The 16,311-nt window shown below is 48.5% G+C and carries 20 protein-coding genes; 8 read left to right on the top strand and 12 right to left on the bottom strand.

All coding sequences use genetic code 11. The features are described 5' to 3' along the window. Positions 1-27 precede the first annotated feature (27 nt). From AT705_RS17735 to AT705_RS17690, 10 genes are all read right to left on the bottom strand, one after another. A complete protein-coding gene (locus AT705_RS17735; protein WP_058797594.1) occupies positions 28-480 on the bottom strand; it encodes a hypothetical protein in 453 nt (150 codons plus the stop codon). A 9-nt stretch (positions 481-489) separates the two neighbouring features. After that, a complete protein-coding gene (locus AT705_RS17730; protein WP_058797593.1) occupies positions 490-1,305 on the bottom strand; it encodes a hypothetical protein in 816 nt (271 codons plus the stop codon). A 34-nt stretch (positions 1,306-1,339) separates the two neighbouring features. Continuing rightward, on the bottom strand, positions 1,340-1,612 hold the full coding sequence (locus tag AT705_RS17725) for a hypothetical protein (RefSeq protein ID WP_058797592.1): 273 nt from the start codon (positions 1,610-1,612) through the stop codon (positions 1,340-1,342). Positions 1,613-1,645: 33 nt separating this feature from the next. Next, positions 1,646-2,203, bottom strand: coding sequence for a phage tail-collar fiber domain-containing protein (locus tag AT705_RS17720; protein ID WP_058797591.1), 558 nt, complete (start codon positions 2,201-2,203; stop codon positions 1,646-1,648). A 14-nt stretch (positions 2,204-2,217) separates the two neighbouring features. Beyond that, positions 2,218-3,132, bottom strand: a complete 915-nt coding sequence (locus AT705_RS17715) for a phage tail protein I (protein ID WP_058797590.1) — start codon at positions 3,130-3,132, stop codon at positions 2,218-2,220. A 9-nt stretch (positions 3,133-3,141) separates the two neighbouring features. Continuing rightward, positions 3,142-3,963 carry a baseplate assembly protein gene (locus AT705_RS17710; protein WP_058797589.1) on the bottom strand — a complete coding sequence of 274 codons (822 nt, stop codon included), beginning with the start codon at positions 3,961-3,963 and terminating at the stop codon, positions 3,142-3,144. Between the two features lie 130 nt (positions 3,964-4,093). Next, positions 4,094-4,339: a hypothetical protein gene (locus AT705_RS17705; protein ID WP_010385180.1), complete on the bottom strand. Its 246-nt coding sequence runs from the start codon at positions 4,337-4,339 to the stop codon at positions 4,094-4,096. Between the two features lie 37 nt (positions 4,340-4,376). Next, on the bottom strand, positions 4,377-4,796 hold the full coding sequence (locus AT705_RS17700) for a glycoside hydrolase family protein (RefSeq protein WP_049866413.1): 420 nt from the start codon (positions 4,794-4,796) through the stop codon (positions 4,377-4,379). 11 nt (positions 4,797-4,807) lie between these two features. Then, on the bottom strand, positions 4,808-5,170 hold the full coding sequence (locus AT705_RS17695) for a hypothetical protein (protein ID WP_058797588.1): 363 nt from the start codon (positions 5,168-5,170) through the stop codon (positions 4,808-4,810). Beyond that, positions 5,145-5,387 (bottom strand): helix-turn-helix domain-containing protein, encoded by a 243-nt coding sequence (locus tag AT705_RS17690; protein WP_237113746.1) that lies wholly within the window; start codon positions 5,385-5,387, stop codon positions 5,145-5,147. Before AT705_RS17690 ends, AT705_RS17695 begins: the two co-directional genes overlap by 26 nt. Positions 5,388-5,966: 579 nt before the next feature. Between AT705_RS17690 and ettA the strand changes: the two genes are divergently transcribed. Next, complete coding sequence (gene ettA / locus AT705_RS17685) at positions 5,967-7,631, top strand: energy-dependent translational throttle protein EttA (protein WP_058797586.1); 1,665 nt, start codon at positions 5,967-5,969, stop codon at positions 7,629-7,631. 288 nt (positions 7,632-7,919) lie between these two features. Beyond that, the gene (locus AT705_RS17680; protein ID WP_058797585.1) at positions 7,920-8,282 is read left to right on the top strand and encodes a PilZ domain-containing protein; all 363 of its coding nucleotides are present in this window, start codon (positions 7,920-7,922) and stop codon (positions 8,280-8,282) included. A 203-nt stretch (positions 8,283-8,485) separates the two neighbouring features. Here AT705_RS17680 and AT705_RS17675 read toward each other — a convergent pair whose 3' ends face one another. Continuing rightward, positions 8,486-8,677, bottom strand: a complete 192-nt coding sequence (locus tag AT705_RS17675; protein WP_058797584.1) for a hypothetical protein — start codon at positions 8,675-8,677, stop codon at positions 8,486-8,488. A 132-nt stretch (positions 8,678-8,809) separates the two neighbouring features. Here AT705_RS17675 and AT705_RS25340 point away from each other — a divergent pair, with 132 nt between their 5' ends. The 5 genes from AT705_RS25340 to AT705_RS17655 all read left to right on the top strand — a co-directional run bounded on the left by AT705_RS25340 (position 8,810) and on the right by AT705_RS17655 (position 13,093). Continuing rightward, a complete protein-coding gene (locus tag AT705_RS25340) occupies positions 8,810-8,971 on the top strand; it encodes a hypothetical protein (protein WP_157576844.1) in 162 nt (53 codons plus the stop codon). A gap of 344 nt (positions 8,972-9,315) precedes the next feature. Continuing rightward, positions 9,316-10,017 carry a spondin domain-containing protein gene (locus AT705_RS17670; RefSeq protein WP_058797583.1) on the top strand — a complete coding sequence of 234 codons (702 nt, stop codon included), beginning with the start codon at positions 9,316-9,318 and terminating at the stop codon, positions 10,015-10,017. A gap of 10 nt (positions 10,018-10,027) precedes the next feature. Continuing rightward, entirely contained in the window at positions 10,028-10,825 is a 798-nt protein-coding gene (locus tag AT705_RS17665; RefSeq protein ID WP_058797582.1) for a spondin domain-containing protein, read from the top strand. 76 nt (positions 10,826-10,901) lie between these two features. Further along, positions 10,902-11,630, top strand: a complete 729-nt coding sequence (locus AT705_RS17660; RefSeq protein WP_010385192.1) for a response regulator transcription factor — start codon at positions 10,902-10,904, stop codon at positions 11,628-11,630. Next, positions 11,627-13,093 (top strand): sensor histidine kinase, encoded by a 1,467-nt coding sequence (locus AT705_RS17655; protein WP_058797581.1) that lies wholly within the window; start codon positions 11,627-11,629, stop codon positions 13,091-13,093. Before AT705_RS17660 ends, AT705_RS17655 begins: the two co-directional genes overlap by 4 nt. Positions 13,094-13,312: 219 nt before the next feature. Here AT705_RS17655 and AT705_RS17650 read toward each other — a convergent pair whose 3' ends face one another. Continuing rightward, a complete protein-coding gene (locus tag AT705_RS17650) occupies positions 13,313-13,882 on the bottom strand; it encodes a hypothetical protein (protein ID WP_058797580.1) in 570 nt (189 codons plus the stop codon). Positions 13,883-14,551: 669 nt separating this feature from the next. Between AT705_RS17650 and AT705_RS17640 the strand changes: the two genes are divergently transcribed. Then, positions 14,552-16,162, top strand: a complete 1,611-nt coding sequence (locus AT705_RS17640) for a hypothetical protein (RefSeq protein ID WP_157576842.1) — start codon at positions 14,552-14,554, stop codon at positions 16,160-16,162. Positions 16,163-16,311: the final 149 nt, after the last annotated feature.

The raw sequence follows: 16,311 nt of genomic DNA, 5'->3' as shown, positions 1-16,311 counted from the left end.
CGCAAGAATGCGGCGGGCGGGCGAGAATTACAGCAGATTGTTAACGCCATTGGCGCGTTCAATGATCTCCTGTTTTACAGTATCCAGCCCTTTGCTCTGATATGGGAAAGTCAGCTCACCCGTTGCCACCTGGCCTTCAATATCACCAATGGTGGCTTTCAGTGAAGTCACTGACGCTTTCACGTCTTCCAGGTTGTCTGCTTCTGACAGTTTGTTGACAAAGCCACTGAGTTCATTGAGTAATAAGTGTGTCGTGTCCGACGTTGTACCAAGCAAGGACTGGCTGTCTGCCACTTGCTGTTCTACGTCACTGCGAACCTGAATACGGTTTATCATCTGTTGCTCTGTATCACTCAGCTCAATGGAATACTCACTATGTTGTCCGAAGTTTTCCTCCACAAACTGCGCAACTACGGCAGGTGGGGTAAATGGGTCAAAGAATTGTTCTGCTATTTGATTATTGACGATAAGTTTTGCCATGTTGTACTCCTAAGGTAAAGTTGGGGTTGGTTGATGTTCATAAGCCGACACTGCACTGTCACCCAAGTATGGGAACTGGCCCCAGGCGCTAGCAATTGGAACATTGCCAGTGACTACCGCAGGTAATGCCACCTGGATCACCGTTGTTTCAGACAAATCAAGGTGCGTACCATTGATGTAAGGGTAGCAATGTGTGTACAGGTTACGATTACTATGGCCTATCCCACCGCCGCACACCTTAGCAGGCGCATTTGCTTCTAAACCGCTACACCAAAACCCGGTTGGCACGACACCACGAATGTGTTTTACAACCGCTGCACACGTCATGAAGGTAGGGCGACGCACGTACTGATACATCATGTATGATTGCGCTTTCTCGGTATTGCCCTGCGCATTGGTGATGTTACGGTAAGGGAGAAATTCAAGCTCCCAAATATTAAAGTTCTTGGCAAAATACTTCGTATCTGAGCCAATTGCGCGTAAAAACTCACGCGCAAGCTCGCTTCTGGCGTTTACTTCAACCCCGGTTTCAACGGTCTCAACCAACCGGGCTTGTTTCAAAATCCCTGCCCCCCAGTCCTTTGGAAATGAGCCATCTGTATTCGGAACAAGGGCCTGGTTCTTCGTCACTCGAAAATGCGACTGAGATTCCGTATACGAACTCAGCTTTGCATCCACTTTTGCAAGGTGCTGATCTGTCTTGCTCTGTGAAGCACTAATAGCCGCACTGAGCGCGCTATCAATACTCTGAATTTTGTTGTCTACCGTGCTGGTCAGGGCTTCTGAGGCTTCAACCAGGCTGGCAATATCGTGTTCTAATGCCATAGTTTTCTCCGTTTAAATTTGAGTTAAAAAGTATCTAAATTGAAGTTCTTGGGAACTGCGCTTTGATCGCGTTACGTGCGCCCAGCCAGTGCTCACGGGCCTTGCCAGCCTGCGGGCTGTGTTCACCATACTCGGCGCACGCCGCCAGAAACTGAAAAGCCAGGCCGTCACTGTGCTGTTGATAAGCCTGCACACGGGCGGCATCAACGTGCGCCTGATGTTGTAGTGCTTTGGCTTGTTTGAGTAATTTTATGGCCTCTTCGGCCAGTTGTTGTGCCCGCTCAGGAGCCGTGCTGTATTGCGTCATCGTAGTGCCTCCTTGTTTATTCTGTCCTGGTGCCTAAAGCACCCCGTTGTCCATCAGTGCAAACTTGAGTTTCAAATGTCGATGCATATTACCGATTTGTGCTGAGCCCATTTTGGCCAGCTCAGGGGCCACCAAAATATTGAGCTCAACCCCCTGATCGATCACGGTGATTGAGTCTGATGGCACGCCTGTCAGGGTCAGGTCAAACGCCAGTAACAACTCAACGTCATTAGACTTATAAGCAATTGACTCGGTTGGGGAAGAATACACAGCGAACAACACGTGCTGTATTTGTCCATCGACTTCTTCTTCGGTGTAAAAACCAATTTCATTGACGAAAAAGCCTTCTCCCGCTATCGGCTCAGCATCACGCACCGTCAGGTGTAGCTGTTTGCCATCGGCGAGTGTTTTGGCACTGGCCAGTTCCAGTTTGTACTTCTCATCCTGCAGACGAGTGATCCCCTCATGGGGCTGATAACTGCCGCTGCCCAGGCCCACTTTACTGATTTTGGCTTTGAAGCCGCCCTGTTGCGCTCTGAACAGCGCCGACAAGCCCGCAGAAGTGATCACGGGCTGTAGTAAAATACTCATAGTTAGAAACTCCTTTATGCAGGTGCGCCAAGTGTGCCGTAGCAACGCACGGCACTCACCCGACGGCGACTGATATGCATCACCGCCGCGGCGCAACTGACACTGTTAATAAATTCATCGGGAATACGCTGATCCGACAGACCTCTGAAACGAACAACCTGCACAGGTCGACGTGTCATGCAAAACGCCTGACGTAAACTGCACTGCGAGATCCGGTGACGCAGTTTATCTACTCCAGCACGGTGTCTGAGTACCTGATAACGCTTATCAGATAGAGAGGCAGCCACAGACAGACTCACCTGGCTGTCACGCTGTTTGGCTTTGTCGCCAATACAGGGCTCAACCGCACCATATAAGCGCTTATGTGTGATCGGATGAACGATCGCCCCCACCGCCGCAGCGCTCGCCATTTTCATCCCCACCAGGAAATCAAAGTGCGCCTTTTGTGGCTTAGTCTGGTTTGTCACCCGATGGATAGCATCGTAAAGGTTTTGATCCAGCTTGACGGCCCGACTGGTGTAAGGCAGCGCATTAGCCCAGGCGATAAAAACGAAGGTATGCGGCTCCTTGCTTAAATAAGGGGCCAGATAAACATCATCGGTATCTTCAAACCACTCAAAAAACTCCAGCTCCAGACCCAATGCAGACAATGCGCGTTTCACTGAGCCGACGGTTCCCTTGTGTTTGTGGATCGGAACTGAGCGAGCGATCAACGCCCGTTTGGCCTCGCTCGGCCAGTTTTCATCCCATTCGTCCACCGACAGGGCCCAGGCCAGCCAGGGCAGCAGAGACTCCGGACACGTTTGCGGATCCCAGAGTTTGGCCACGAGCTCAGGCGCGACGCCCCGCTCAGCATGGTGTGTTGCCGCACTCAGGCTGCGTTCTAACTCCGAGGCACCTAGCGGCAGTAAATCAGTACTGGCTGTCACGAAGACCTCCTAGAAAAAACTCAGTTGCAGCGACAAACTCATGGCCTGCGTATCTTCGGGCGTAATGTCATCCGAAGGTGACAATAATTTGATTTTGCGCACCCCGCCCTGATGTAACAGATCGATAATTGCAGAGTGCGGGATCTCTTTACCCAACCGAGTATGCGCCCGGTTAAAAGCATCCAGCGCAGTATCTATTACCAGTCTGACCTGCGACTCATTCACACCCGGGTTAAGATAAACGTGCGCTTCAACGGGCACACTGGTTGGCCGTGTGGCCGATACCTGAACCTGATCCGTCAATGGCCGAATATCCTCATGATTCAGATGGTCTGCCACTGCACTTTGTACCTCTGCCAGATCAGCACCTAAGTCGGTAAGCACTGTTACTTCAACCACGCCGGGTGTGCTTGATGCAACATGAACATCTCGTACCCGAGCGTCAGCAAGCAGAGACTGAAACTGATAAGCGCCTGTGGTACCTGCCATACTGTGGCTTTCTAAAGAAAGCGGAATACGCGCCCGATAACGCTCATCCTCTTCTGCGTCAGCCCGTGCAACACCAAACAACCCACCGAGATGATCAAGATCACTGCCTGAGGCGAAGGCCAGCATCACCGCTTGTGCAGCGTCATTCACCCTTTGTCTCAGGAGCAGTTCCCGATAGGCAGCAACCTCTAGCACTTTGATGGCAGGATCAGACGCCAAAAAGCTATGTCCAGGCAAACGTTCCGATATCGCCTCGACTAGCTCAGCGCGGATCTCTCCGTAGTTCAGTGTTTCTATCACCGCAGGTGGTGCAAGACGTGACAGATCTATCGCGGTATTCATAGGTCAATTCCTCAGGCAAAAACTGTCCGGCCCGAACAGCGCAGTTCAGGAAGATTCAGTATCAGTAAGTGTTTAGAAATGCGGTGACGGTACTTCACGATACGCGTGTTTGTATCGACCGTCCTGTTGGCTAACCGTTGTTGCGCTTAGCACTCAACAATGCGTCGAGTTTTTTATCTATTGAGTCAAGGCGCTTTTCAATGCGCTTCTGGTCCTCTTTGCGGATCTGCTTAAGATGTGCCAGCTCCTGCGAATTCGTGGTGATCCGCTTGTCCAGATCATTGAGATATAAAATGCCTGACACCAACAGTGCAATGGTGGTCAGGATATGAGCCAGATTCAGCTCCTTTTTCATTTGCCATTGGTCGGCTTGCATGGTTTGGCCACCTCCTCATTCATAGTTTCCCCCCAATTTAAGATTGCCACTGTCCACTGAGCATTTGTTGCGCCAGCTCCTCTGCGCGCTCAGGAACTTGTTTGGCCCAGCGGCTATCTAGCATTTCCAATGCTGCTCGCTCAAAATCGCCATGCTGCACTGCATCAAGCATGTTACTGAAACCCAGCAACCCTCGCACACCAAGGTTGAAGGCCATATTTGTCAGCACCGCCTGACGGGCTTCATTGCAGTGAGAGATATCAACACGACGCCGTACACCAGCCTGAGCATTGGCTACATCTTGTGCCAACAACTGCTCAGCTTCTTCTTCAGCTATGCCATTTTGTTCCAAATTTCTGCCATATCCTATGGTGAGTTTGCCAGCCGTGCAGTAATAAGGAAAACGCCGGAATCCCTCATGTTTTTTTATCTGCTCAACCGTATTCATAATTGTCATTGTGCTTCTCCTTATTGCTGACACAAGCTCTGAAGCAGACTGCGCTCAGCTTTAACCAGCCAAAACTCTAACGAGCGTTTTGAGTCGAAGCCCAGTGTTTTTGCAACCTGTGCTATGTCTCCCTCAACCAGATATTTGCCGCGCAGTGCACGGATACATTCAGGCCTTAACTGTGCAATCTGTTGTGTCAGTGCCTCTATTTCTTCAGGCACGCTCATCATATCACTGCTCACATAGCGGGCACTGGAGTCACCTATTCGTTCGGTCACCGCCTGGCGGCTGAACCCTTTGCCCAATTCTTTTGCACGCCAAAAGCGACCCCATCGTTTTAAAGCGGTGCGTAGCTGCTTAATGGTTGGTTGTGTCATCATCATTGATCTTTCCTATTACTTCTAAAATATCGAGTGAATAAACATCCTCGACCAGACCGACAACGTCGTTCCACCTAGGGCTGTATTCTTTATTTTCCCAGCGTCTCAGCGTGCGCTCTTCAACGCCATAATGTGCTGCTGACTCAGCCTGCGTATAACCTCTTAAGAGACGGGCAAACCTCAGGATATCAGCCCCCATAGGGATTCGTTTTTGCTGCATTAACCGCGGCTTTGCGTACATATATTGCTTCATCGTTTTCCTTATACTGTGAAGTCATTCATCAAACAAAACAGCGTCCCTTAAATGGCTAACACTATGCAGCACTCGGATGTGCCGGGCCGCCATGGTAAGCGGTTACAGACAACGGTGGTCACTGTTTATTTCTCTGGTCATTGAATTAAACTGGTGCGTATGTGGCCCAGGTTTACTGGCCACTGGCCCCATGTAACATCCGCTGTTCTGAATGTGCTGGCGCAGGGAATGAAGGAAAAGTGCGCTGATGCTAAAACTGCATCACATGTTTACAACTCCATGTCGTAGCTTTATCAAGCTTAGGGCTATAATACCTTTTTCATTGGCCTGAAACAGGTCAAAAATGCCCTAACAATTATAAAGTTAAAATTCTTATCTGAGTCTTACAGAAGCTAACTTGCGATTCATGACAAAAGTAAATCCGATTAACAATTGTAAATTATGAAAGGTTCTCCTACACAAAATTGTCCGTGTGTCAGACAAACATTGCCCCCGTGCACGGCATTCACTAAAATAACCACATCTAATTAAAGAGAAGCAAAATTCATGGCTCAATATATCTATACAATGTCGCGGGTGAGCAAAGTCGTTCCACCCAAACGCACAATCTTAAAAGATATTTCTCTGTGCTTTTTTCCAGGTGCCAAAATTGGTGTGCTTGGTCTAAATGGTGCAGGTAAATCAACCCTGCTACGTATCATGGCCGGGGTAGATACCGAGTTTGAAGGGGAAGCACGTCCGCAGCCAGGCACAAAAATTGGTTACCTGCCTCAGGAGCCAGTGCTGGATGAAAGCAAAACAGTGCGCGAAACCATTGAAGAAGCCGTGGGCGACGTAAAACGTGCACTGAGCCGTCTGGATGAAGTATACGCTGAGTATGCAATGGAAGACGCCGACTTCGACGCCCTTGCTAAAGAGCAAGGCGAACTCGAAGCCATCATTCAAGCACACGATGGTCATAACCTGGATAACGCGCTGGAGCGTGCTGCTGATGCGCTGCGCTTACCTGAGTGGGATGCCAAAATTGAGCACCTGTCGGGGGGTGAACGTCGCCGGGTTGCAATCTGTCGCCTGTTACTTGAAAAACCAGACATGCTGTTACTGGACGAGCCAACCAACCACCTGGATGCCGAATCAGTGGCCTGGTTAGAACGTTTCTTACATGACTACGAAGGCACTGTCGTTGCCATTACCCACGACCGTTACTTCCTTGATAATGTGGCGGGCTGGATCCTGGAACTAGACCGTGGCCACGGTATTCCGTGGGAAGGTAACTACTCTTCATGGCTGGAGCAAAAAGATGCCCGTCTGAAACAGGAAGAGAAATCAGAAAAAGCACGCCAGAAGTCTATCGAGAAAGAGCTTGAGTGGGTACGTTCAAACCCGAAAGGTCGTCAGGCAAAATCAAAAGCACGTATGGCACAGTTCAGCGAACTTCAGCAGTCTGATTACCAAAAACGTAACGAGACCAATGAACTGTTCATCCCACCAGGGCCTCGCCTGGGCGACCAGGTAATTGAAGTCAATAACCTGACCAAGAGCTTTGGTGATCGCGTCCTGATCGACAACTTAAGCTTCTCAGTACCTAAAGGTGCTATCGTCGGTATTATCGGCGCCAACGGCGCGGGTAAATCAACTCTGTTCAGAATGCTCAGTGGTCAACATCAACCGGACAGCGGCGACATTGTACTGGGTGAAACCGTAGAGCTGGCAACCGTTGAGCAGTTCCGCGACGACATGGACGGTAACAACACCGTATTCCAGGAAGTTTCTGATGGCCAGGACATCCTGAAAATTGGCAACTTTGAAGTGCCCAGCCGTGCTTATGTTGGCCGCTTTAACTTCAAAGGCAACGATCAGCAGAAATTTGTAAAGGAACTCTCTGGTGGTGAGCGCAACCGTTTACACCTGGCCAAGCTGCTTAAGGCCGGTGGTAACGTGATCCTGCTGGACGAACCAACCAACGACCTGGACGTGGAAACTCTGCGTGCACTGGAAAACGCGATTCTGGAATTCCCGGGCTGCGTTATGTGTATCTCGCACGACCGTTGGTTCCTTGACCGTATCGCAACTCATATTCTGGATTACCGCGACGAAGGTCAGGTGAACTTCTTCGATGGCAACTACACAGAATATGAAGAATGGCTGAAAAAGACCTATGGTGCTGAGGCCGCAGAACCCAAGCGCATCAAATATAAGAAAATTGGTTAATCGCCAATCATGCCAGATATGAGCCCTGATTTTCAGGGCTTTTTTATGCCTAGTCAGAACTGGAATGGATACCAATCTGCTCAACTAAGTGTGCAATTTTAAGGCGAGAAAATAGTGTCGTTAACCTGACAGAAGTGTTGCGGTTTAGGTACCTAGATAAGAAATTTTTATCGCCATTAGTGCCAGGTTTGCTTTTGCAAATTGAACAAGTACTCAGTGACATTGGTATTAGTGGAGACTGAGGCAAAAACTAGCTAAGCTATAGGTAAACAAGCTCAGAGAATACTGATGAAAGAACGTAGACGATTTTCACGCGTACTGTTTTCTAACCCGGCAGTATTGATGACGGCCAGCGGCGATTACAAGTGCGAAGTCATCGACCTGTCACTCAATGGCGCTTTAGTAACTTTACCTGTGGGGTATGTACCCCTCAGAGATGAGCCGGCCAGCCTGCGCTTTGCCCTGCCGCAAAGTGACATACAGATAGCAATGGAAGTACAGATCCGTCATATTGAAGACTGTCACCTCGGTGTACACTGTAATCAGATCGATCTAGATAGTGTAACGCATCTCAAGCGCCTGATTGAACTTAATCTGGGGGATGATGACGTACTTCACCGTGATCTTGAGCAACTGCTGTTGCACGACTGAGCACTGGACCCGCTGATTTTTTATCTGTATCGCGTGTCGCATCCACAAGTAATGCGATCCCTACGTGATTACACTTTACCATTCAGACACGCATTAAAGTGTGCCAATCATCTGCTATTTCCACAGCCCCTTACCAAGCTGATGACAGAAAAGGGTGACTAACAGCCCTTTTCTGTGATGTTTTGTTTGAACATCTGCCCGTCTTAATTTGGCCAGGTGTTACAACGGCGCTCTGTAATACAGTCTGCATCCCAGGTCATACAGTAGTATGGTTGATCTGACCAGCAGGCATAGTAAGACCCAGCGCCACCAGCAACCTGAGGCGTCTGACCTTCAAGCGTTTTTTGTTCAATAGTTAAGCGCTTCAACTTTTTTTTGTTGAGGTTAAGTTTCATAACCGTTTCCTTGTAGTTAGTTTAAGTAATAGCACTTCAGACTAACACAAGTTCACTGCGAAAATATTTTACTTTTATTTCATCCCGAAACTACGTTAGTTTTATTTTTGTAACAAACCAAAGGAGATAACTATGTTACTAAAACTAAGAAAGAAACCAATGAAAGCTCTATCAAATGACAAAGCTGGCGTACCTGCAAACATGACGCCGCAGGTTGCGGGCGGTGTGGAAAAAACCTACTACTGCTGGTCAGATCATCGTTGTCCGGGCACGCAAACTTCCTGGCTGTGCTAATCACCCAGTGATGTAACAAGCCCGCTAAATTGAACACTTTAGGCGGGCTTATCAGAACAGAACCGCTTTATACATTCATACCCATATTAGCTGACACTTATATAGCAGCGTTACCCCATTGACTTCATTCTGCTCCAACTACACTTAACTTCATGATTATTAATAACAAGTAGAAAGTAAACTACAAATAGCGGATTCATGCGTGTTGCGCTTTGGCAAGGAAGTTCATGCTTTCAGACAAAAACGTCACCGTATTGTGATGGTTTTGTGATAATTGCGGGAGCGAATCTCAATAATTTACCTACATGCTTGGTAGGGTCAAATCCAAACAACAAGAGTAAATTATGAAAACACGCTTCATCCCCCTCATCACAGGTATTTTATTAGCATCCGGTACAGCCAGCGCTACATCACTCGACGTGAAGATCACCAATCTGACACAGGGGATCTATTTTACCCCGCTATTAGTGAGCGCACACACCAGCGATGCCATGTTATTCAACACTGGCGAAGCCGCCTCTGAGGCACTCACAGCTATGGCAGAAGGTGGGTCACTGGCCGGTTTAAGCGAGATATTGACGGGTATCAATGCTAATACGATGGAAAACCCAGCCGAAGGACTACTTGCACCGGTGACGTCAACTATGACCAGCCTGGAAACCGATGAAGGCAATGACCGCTTGTCAATTGTGGCAATGATGCTGCCCACCAATGATGGATTTGTTGGCCTAAACAGCTGGCCTATTCCCACTACACCAGGCACTTATCATATCTATCTGAATGCCTATGATGCAGGTACTGAAGCGAATAATGAACTCGTTGTCGCAGACTCTGGGGCACCGGGTACGCCGGGTATACCCGCTTCTCCAGGTGTTGCACCCGGCACCATGGGTGAAGGCGTAACGGAAGTTGAAGAGAATAAACTTATACATATTCACCGCGGTAATCTGGGCGATGATGAACAAGTTGGTGGAAAAAGCGACCTGCACAATACGGTCCACCGCTGGTTGAACCCCGTTGCCAAAGTAACCGTAACCGTTAAGTAAGGGGCCTGCCATGAAATTATTCAGACTCACCCTGCCTGCGGCCTGCTTAGTACTGGCCGCCTGTGGCAGCGATAACGACGATAACATGCCCGTCACTATGCCCGATGATGATATGAACATGGTCGATGACCCGGCCCCTGCTGATCCAGATCCTGCAGACCCGGATCCAACTGATCCGACTGACCCAACAGATCCAACAGACCCCACGCCAACCACAGTGGAGTTAATGATCACAGCCACTAACCTGACTTACGCTCAGCCGCTGTCTCCCATTGCTGTCGCGCTGCATCAGGAAGGACAATTCTGGCAACTGGGCGAGCCGGCAATCGATGCACTGGAAGTGCTAGCAGAGGGCGGAGATAGCAGCGGCCTGCTTGCACTCGATGTAGTGCAAAGCCAGGCTTCTGCAACAGCGCCTCTACCACCGGGACAAAAAACCGAGCTGACTCTGACCCATGACTCCCTGGATGGACAAAAGTTGTCTTTGATTTCCATGATGGTGAATACAAATGATGGCTTTACCGGTCTTAATGCTTTGGATGTGTCTGCAATGACAGTCGGTCAAGTGATGACTTACACGACACATGCCTATGACGCGGGCACAGAAGCCAATACGGAAGCCCAGGGCACTATACCAGGTCCGGCCGATGGTGGCACAGGATTTAGTGCTGAGAGAGAAGCGTTAAACAAGGTGGCCATGCACCCTGGCGTGGTTGGTGTGGATGACGGGCTGACAACGTCGGTATTAACAAGCAGCCATAAATTCGACAACCCGCTAATGACGGTTACCATTACCAGAACCAAGTAGTCTCCCAGCCGCTCCGTGACCGTTGCGGTCACGGAGCACTGACAGCCGGTCGCAAATACCGGTGTGGAGACTTGCTATGCAGCAAAACGTGCTTATCGTTGAAGACGATGCTGATATTGCCGACCTGTTACGCGTTCATCTGAACGAGTTGGATCTCGGCGTTGATCACCTTGCCAGTGGAGATCTGGTTATGCCACAACTGACCAATCAACATTATGCCATCGTGATACTCGATATCATGCTGCCTGAAGTAGACGGTCTGACGCTGTGCCGGGAAATCAAAACTCGCTACCCTAAAATTAGCGTGATCATGATGACCTCCAAAAGCAGTGAAATGGATCGGATCATTGGTCTTGAAATGGGCGCAGATGACTACATTTGCAAGCCATTTAGCTACCGGGAGTTTCAGGCCCGAGTCAAGGCCCAGCTCAGACACATCAAACTGTTGCAAGAGCCACAGCAACAACCTACCTCAAGCACAACCAACCCGGTGGTCATTGGCCAGCTGCATATTGATCCCCATTATCACGAGCTAACACTTAAACAAACCCCCGTCGACCTCACCGCGACTGAATTTGATTTAGTGCTGTTTTTTGCCCGGCACCCCAATCAGGTATTTTCCCGGGCCCAGTTACTGGAATCAGTCTGGGGCTATGATCATCTTGGATATGAGCACACCGTTAATTCTCATATCAATCGTATTCGCAATAAATTTGAGCAAATAACTGAACACGCCATCATAGAAACAGTGTGGGGTGTAGGCTATAAACTCAATGCCAAACCGCTACAGCAGGAAATGCAATGACCCTTTCACTTTATCATCGTCTGGCGTTGACAATTTCAGCCGTCTTCATGCTGATCGTGTCTGTCTTTGTATGGTGGACACAAAACCTGTCATCCGTTTCTCGTGCTCAGGCAGAGCAACAGCTGCACATTGGACTGGCAGAGCATCTGGCGCAGGATAACCCCTTGTTACAACAGGGTGTATACGACTATAAAGCACTAGAAAACCTGTTTCATACCTTAATGGTACTGGGTCCGGCGTTTGAATTTTATTTTGTCGACCCCAGCGGAAAGTTACTGACCTACTCGGCAAAACCCGGCGAAGTAAAACGTGAGTCAATTAACCTGAGCCCGCTGGTGCAGCTGATTAAATCACCTGCTAAGCTCCCGATTTATGGGGATGACCCCCGCTCCCTTGATGGCAACAAGATCTTCTCCGTGGCACCTGTGTATAACGAGCAAAAATTGCAGGGGTATCTGTATGTCATTATCGGCTCGTCAATTTATGACTCGATTGTGGCGCAACTCAATAGTTCAGATCAACTGGTGAAACAGACCGTGTGGTTAGGGGTCTTTCTGCTACTATTATTTCTCACTCTGCTGCTGTTGTTCCGTTTTATGACCAAACCGCTAAAACGGCTTAATCACTATATTCATACCGTTGAACACCATAAATTTGATATCAAACAAGCCCCCCTGCTCAGCTGGGAGCAACAAGATAACGAGATCCACCAACTCGGCAATGGCATTAACACTATGCTGCAAACCATCAATCAGCAGATGTCACAACTCACGGCGGTAGATGAACAACGCCGCCAGTTACTTGCCCACTTGTCACACGACTTGCGCACACCGCTGGCCTCTTTACAGGGGTACCTGGAACTGGTTGAGCGAGGTGCCGCCACATCAGGTGAAATGCAACGCTATATGAGTATTGCATTGAAGAACTGTACGCAACTTAAAAATCTGATTGATCAAATCTTTGAACTGGCGCACCTGGAATCCGGCCACACCCAGGTACACTTTGAGGTCTTCAATATGGGTGAACTGATATACGATGTGCTGGCCAAATTTGCCCTCAAGGCACAACAAGCCGACATCACACTGCACGTCACCCCCACTGAATGTGACTTTGTGGTCTACTCAGACATCGCTAAACTGGAAAGGATAATGAGTAACCTGATTGAAAATGCGCTGCGCCATACACCGGCTGGCGGCGCCATCTCCATCGTAGTGACCACCAAAGAGGGTGGCTATGACATCGCTATTCAGGATACCGGCGAGGGGATCAGCCCCAAAGAGCTGCCCTATATCTTTGAGGCACGCTACCAGGCCAGCAACAGTAAAGGCTGTAAAAAGACCCATGCAGGTCTGGGACTGGCTATCACGGCTAGGTTGTTACGGCTTTTGAAATCGGAGATTAAGGTCAACAGCCAACTGGGTGAAGGCAGTGAGTTTGTGTTTCAGGTGCGTGGCACTGAGTGATTGCGCCGCAATCTTGTCAATATATATGGTGCCCGATGCGTATTGAACTAAAGCAAAACCTAAGTTGTAGTCATCACATATCAAGTGGTGGATGATAACAGATAGCCTGGCAAAATGGCCTGCTGCCATCGCTGGTGCAAGCCTGCACAGGACCCGATACAGTTACAAGCTCCCCATTTTATTCTTGACGGCATCTAGGGTTAAGTACACTGCTCACACTTATCTGTGCTGAGTGTGCAGGTGGATCACACTTAAATGCGGATATTCATTGTAAAACATAGGGAGCCCATCCTTATTATTAAAACCCAGGCTGTCCTTTTCTATACGGGGTAGATAGAGCATCACGTGCGGCCCGACATCCAGTAACTTTTTGCTGAAATGATCGTAAAACTTATTTCTGTGCGACATCATATAAACCAGTGCGCCAGGGCCAGGCTCAGGTAACGTTTTGGCCTTAGCCATGGCTTCGATGTTTTTATAGATCTCCTGGATGGGCATATTTTGCAACAGCATCCTCGTCTGGTATTCATAAACCGGGAACACCGAACGCATAGCTTGCTTATTTAAGCAAGAGGGTTCGAAACGTCCCTGTCCGTCGGTCAGGACCAGACACACAAACTCATTGCTGCCTGCTATTTTCGTTACAAAACGGTCCTCCTCCCACACCATATAGCTGGCGTTTTGCGTAATATGTACAGGCGCCGCTTCCTTTGCTTGTGCAATTTCTGTTTCACTGGCAAAGCCAGACAGTGACGTCAGCAATAAACTCAGTAATATCGCCCGGGCCATCTTAATTACGCTCCTTCATTTAGAACCTAGAAAACTATTAACGGCTGAAACTTATCACTGCACTTCCCCACTCACAAGTCAATTGGCAGAAGACTTTGTAAGCGAAATTGTCAGCCGTCGTTAAGGCGGATATCCGGGCAAGACACTGGTTCAGCTTTATGAACTGTATGTGGTTAATAACTACAACCTGACGAATACCGGCGTCTGCGTAAGTAAGGCGGTGGTACAGAACCTTGTGGCAACGCCGTACAAAAAGGGCCAATGCCAACAGGAAACACAACCCTGGGACATGGGCCTGCTGTAACTTCATTGTTCACAGCTGGCCCCTAAGCTCTAAATGCATATTTTAACGCACTCTATATCACCGATAATCACACGACCACCTCTTACCTGCAATTCAAATCCAGATAATCGATGATACATTTTGGCGGTCTGTACTACAGCTCCACTTTGTGCTCGCTATTAGTCTTTAAAAATAAAAGTAATGCACCACCCAAACACACGGTTTCTCCGAGCCACGGCCTTTTCATTTGCGTTGCGGAATACACTTCTCCCATAACACCAACACAATGGTGCTTTAGGAAAATTGATTTTGCACTTCTCGACATTCTGTTGACATTCGTTTCCCTAAACTGGGGGCAATTTCAATAAGGAGTTAATAACAATGAAATGTTCAAAAACACTGATTGCTTTGTCGATGTCTTTAGTACTTGCTGCGTGTGGGAGCAGCAACAACAAAACCATTCCCAACATAGATATTCCGACAGTGCCCGGAAAAAAATGCTCACCCTGGTGACACCCGAAAATGACGCAACCCTGGTGGAAGATCTCCCAATCTCTTTGTATGTTGACTACCCAGAAGGTGAACAGAAAATTGATGGCGTGACCAGCATTGACCTGAACGGATCTCAATTGAACGTTCTTCAGGCTGGCAAAGAATACGGGTATATCAAAATCGAACCTGAAGGCCAGAGCTATCACTCCAGTCCACTCGACTACAACGATGCCAACACGGCAACTGATCTGGAACGCCAGGATAATCTGATCTGGTTTGTCAGCGCAGACAACACCCTGCATCAGTTAAACCTTGACGACAACAGCGCTCAGAGTTGGACCCTGGCAAACGACAAAACCTTGACCGAACTCGCGCTGGACGAAGAAAACCCAAATCGTGTCTGGTTATATGATCAGGCCAATCATGAACTGGTTTATTTCAATGCCACTGATGAAACAAGTACCGAATTCAAATTGGTCGGAGATCATGCCATTACAGGAGTGGCCCTTGCAGAAGAACAGCTACTTATTCTTGCAAACAGCAAAGAAGAATACATGGTGATGCTTTACAACGCGCAAGGCACTGAGGTTGAACACGCCCAGTCCTGGTACTTGTCTGGCTTTGAAGGCAAACAGTTCAACGATATTGAGCTTGAACCTGAAGAAGGGCGGGTTCTGTTGAGTACCCCCGACCCCGAAAACAACATCACCCTGGTTGCCGATAAAAACGCGATGCTCGGAGATGGGCCACTCGAAGACGATACCGAGCTGGAGCCGGTAAAACAATTTGACCTGGATGACACCATTGCACAACCCTCTGGCTTATGGTCACAGCAAGATGGTTCATGGCTGCTACTTACCGATCAGGCGGAAGTCTTCTTTCTGGATGTCGACTTCAAGCTGGCAGAGCATCACAAAATTGAGTACGACAGCCTTAACTGTAGTCAGGGTTGTACTGAAGCCGTTGTTGGCGGGGCAGATGGGTTTTACATACTGGCGGATACCGGTCTGGTTGGACACTTTAACAAAACGGACGATGGCTATGCACTCAGTAAAGAGTTCCGGTTGGATTTCACCGATGAAAATAACCAGCCCTATGAATACTCCGGATTGGGACACGATAGCACAACTGGTGATTTCTTTACCGTACCCGATCAACTTGGAGAGGATGAACAGGATGTACTATTCATACTCAATTCCGACTTTACCCTAAAAGAAAAGCACCCTATTCGCTATACGGGTGAGGTCGACGGCAGCATCAACGAATTTGATGCACAAGGGGTGAGCTACAGCGATGGATTTGTTTATGTTGTGTCAGAAAAATTCACCAAAGTACTAAAACTCAACCTAACTGGTGAAATTGTCGAAGTCATTGAGCTCGACAGCGAAGACGTATTTGAGCCCAGTGATATCGTTGTCCGCAACGGTCAGTTCTACATCACAGGCGACCATGAAAATGATCAGCCTGTGCCACCCATTACACAATTCAACATTGAAAAAGAGTAAGTTCAAGACAGATTGACCGTGTTTTCCCATCATTTTCCCAGTAACCGTTCATTGCAGTAGAGCGAGAGCAAGCGGAACGCTGTGGCTTAAGGACAAGCGCAGCAATTCCGCTTTTTTGTTTATCCTAGGTCCCATAATGAACTGACCTG

This window comes from Pseudoalteromonas rubra, assembly GCF_001482385.1.
Taxonomy (GTDB): domain Bacteria; phylum Pseudomonadota; class Gammaproteobacteria; order Enterobacterales; family Alteromonadaceae; genus Pseudoalteromonas; species Pseudoalteromonas ardens.
Note: the sequence above shows the minus strand (reverse complement) of the source record. Positions and strands in the feature narration are given on the sequence as shown.

Excerpts from the sequence above, each read along its gene's own strand:
- AT705_RS17735 (WP_058797594.1), bottom strand. The coding sequence starts at position 480 with ATGGCAAAACTTATCGTCAATAATCAAATAGCAGAACAATTCTTTGAC.
- AT705_RS17730 (WP_058797593.1), bottom strand. The coding sequence starts at position 1,305 with ATGGCATTAGAACACGATATTGCCAGCCTGGTTGAAGCCTCAGAAGCC.
- AT705_RS17725 (WP_058797592.1), bottom strand. The coding sequence starts at position 1,612 with ATGACGCAATACAGCACGGCTCCTGAGCGGGCACAACAACTGGCCGAA.
- AT705_RS17720 (WP_058797591.1), bottom strand. The coding sequence starts at position 2,203 with ATGAGTATTTTACTACAGCCCGTGATCACTTCTGCGGGCTTGTCGGCG.
- AT705_RS17710 (WP_058797589.1), bottom strand. The coding sequence starts at position 3,963 with ATGAATACCGCGATAGATCTGTCACGTCTTGCACCACCTGCGGTGATA.
- AT705_RS17705 (WP_010385180.1), bottom strand. The coding sequence starts at position 4,339 with ATGCAAGCCGACCAATGGCAAATGAAAAAGGAGCTGAATCTGGCTCAT.
- AT705_RS17700 (WP_049866413.1), bottom strand. The coding sequence starts at position 4,796 with ATGACAATTATGAATACGGTTGAGCAGATAAAAAAACATGAGGGATTC.
- AT705_RS17695 (WP_058797588.1), bottom strand. The coding sequence starts at position 5,170 with ATGATGATGACACAACCAACCATTAAGCAGCTACGCACCGCTTTAAAA.
- AT705_RS17690 (WP_237113746.1), bottom strand. The coding sequence starts at position 5,387 with ATGCAGCAAAAACGAATCCCTATGGGGGCTGATATCCTGAGGTTTGCC.
- ettA (WP_058797586.1), top strand. The coding sequence starts at position 5,967 with ATGGCTCAATATATCTATACAATGTCGCGGGTGAGCAAAGTCGTTCCA.
- AT705_RS17680 (WP_058797585.1), top strand. The coding sequence starts at position 7,920 with ATGAAAGAACGTAGACGATTTTCACGCGTACTGTTTTCTAACCCGGCA.
- AT705_RS17675 (WP_058797584.1), bottom strand. The coding sequence starts at position 8,677 with ATGAAACTTAACCTCAACAAAAAAAAGTTGAAGCGCTTAACTATTGAA.
- AT705_RS25340 (WP_157576844.1), top strand. The coding sequence starts at position 8,810 with ATGTTACTAAAACTAAGAAAGAAACCAATGAAAGCTCTATCAAATGAC.
- AT705_RS17670 (WP_058797583.1), top strand. The coding sequence starts at position 9,316 with ATGAAAACACGCTTCATCCCCCTCATCACAGGTATTTTATTAGCATCC.
- AT705_RS17665 (WP_058797582.1), top strand. The coding sequence starts at position 10,028 with ATGAAATTATTCAGACTCACCCTGCCTGCGGCCTGCTTAGTACTGGCC.
- AT705_RS17660 (WP_010385192.1), top strand. The coding sequence starts at position 10,902 with ATGCAGCAAAACGTGCTTATCGTTGAAGACGATGCTGATATTGCCGAC.
- AT705_RS17655 (WP_058797581.1), top strand. The coding sequence starts at position 11,627 with ATGACCCTTTCACTTTATCATCGTCTGGCGTTGACAATTTCAGCCGTC.
- AT705_RS17650 (WP_058797580.1), bottom strand. The coding sequence starts at position 13,882 with ATGGCCCGGGCGATATTACTGAGTTTATTGCTGACGTCACTGTCTGGC.
- AT705_RS17640 (WP_157576842.1), top strand. The coding sequence starts at position 14,552 with ATGTTCAAAAACACTGATTGCTTTGTCGATGTCTTTAGTACTTGCTGC.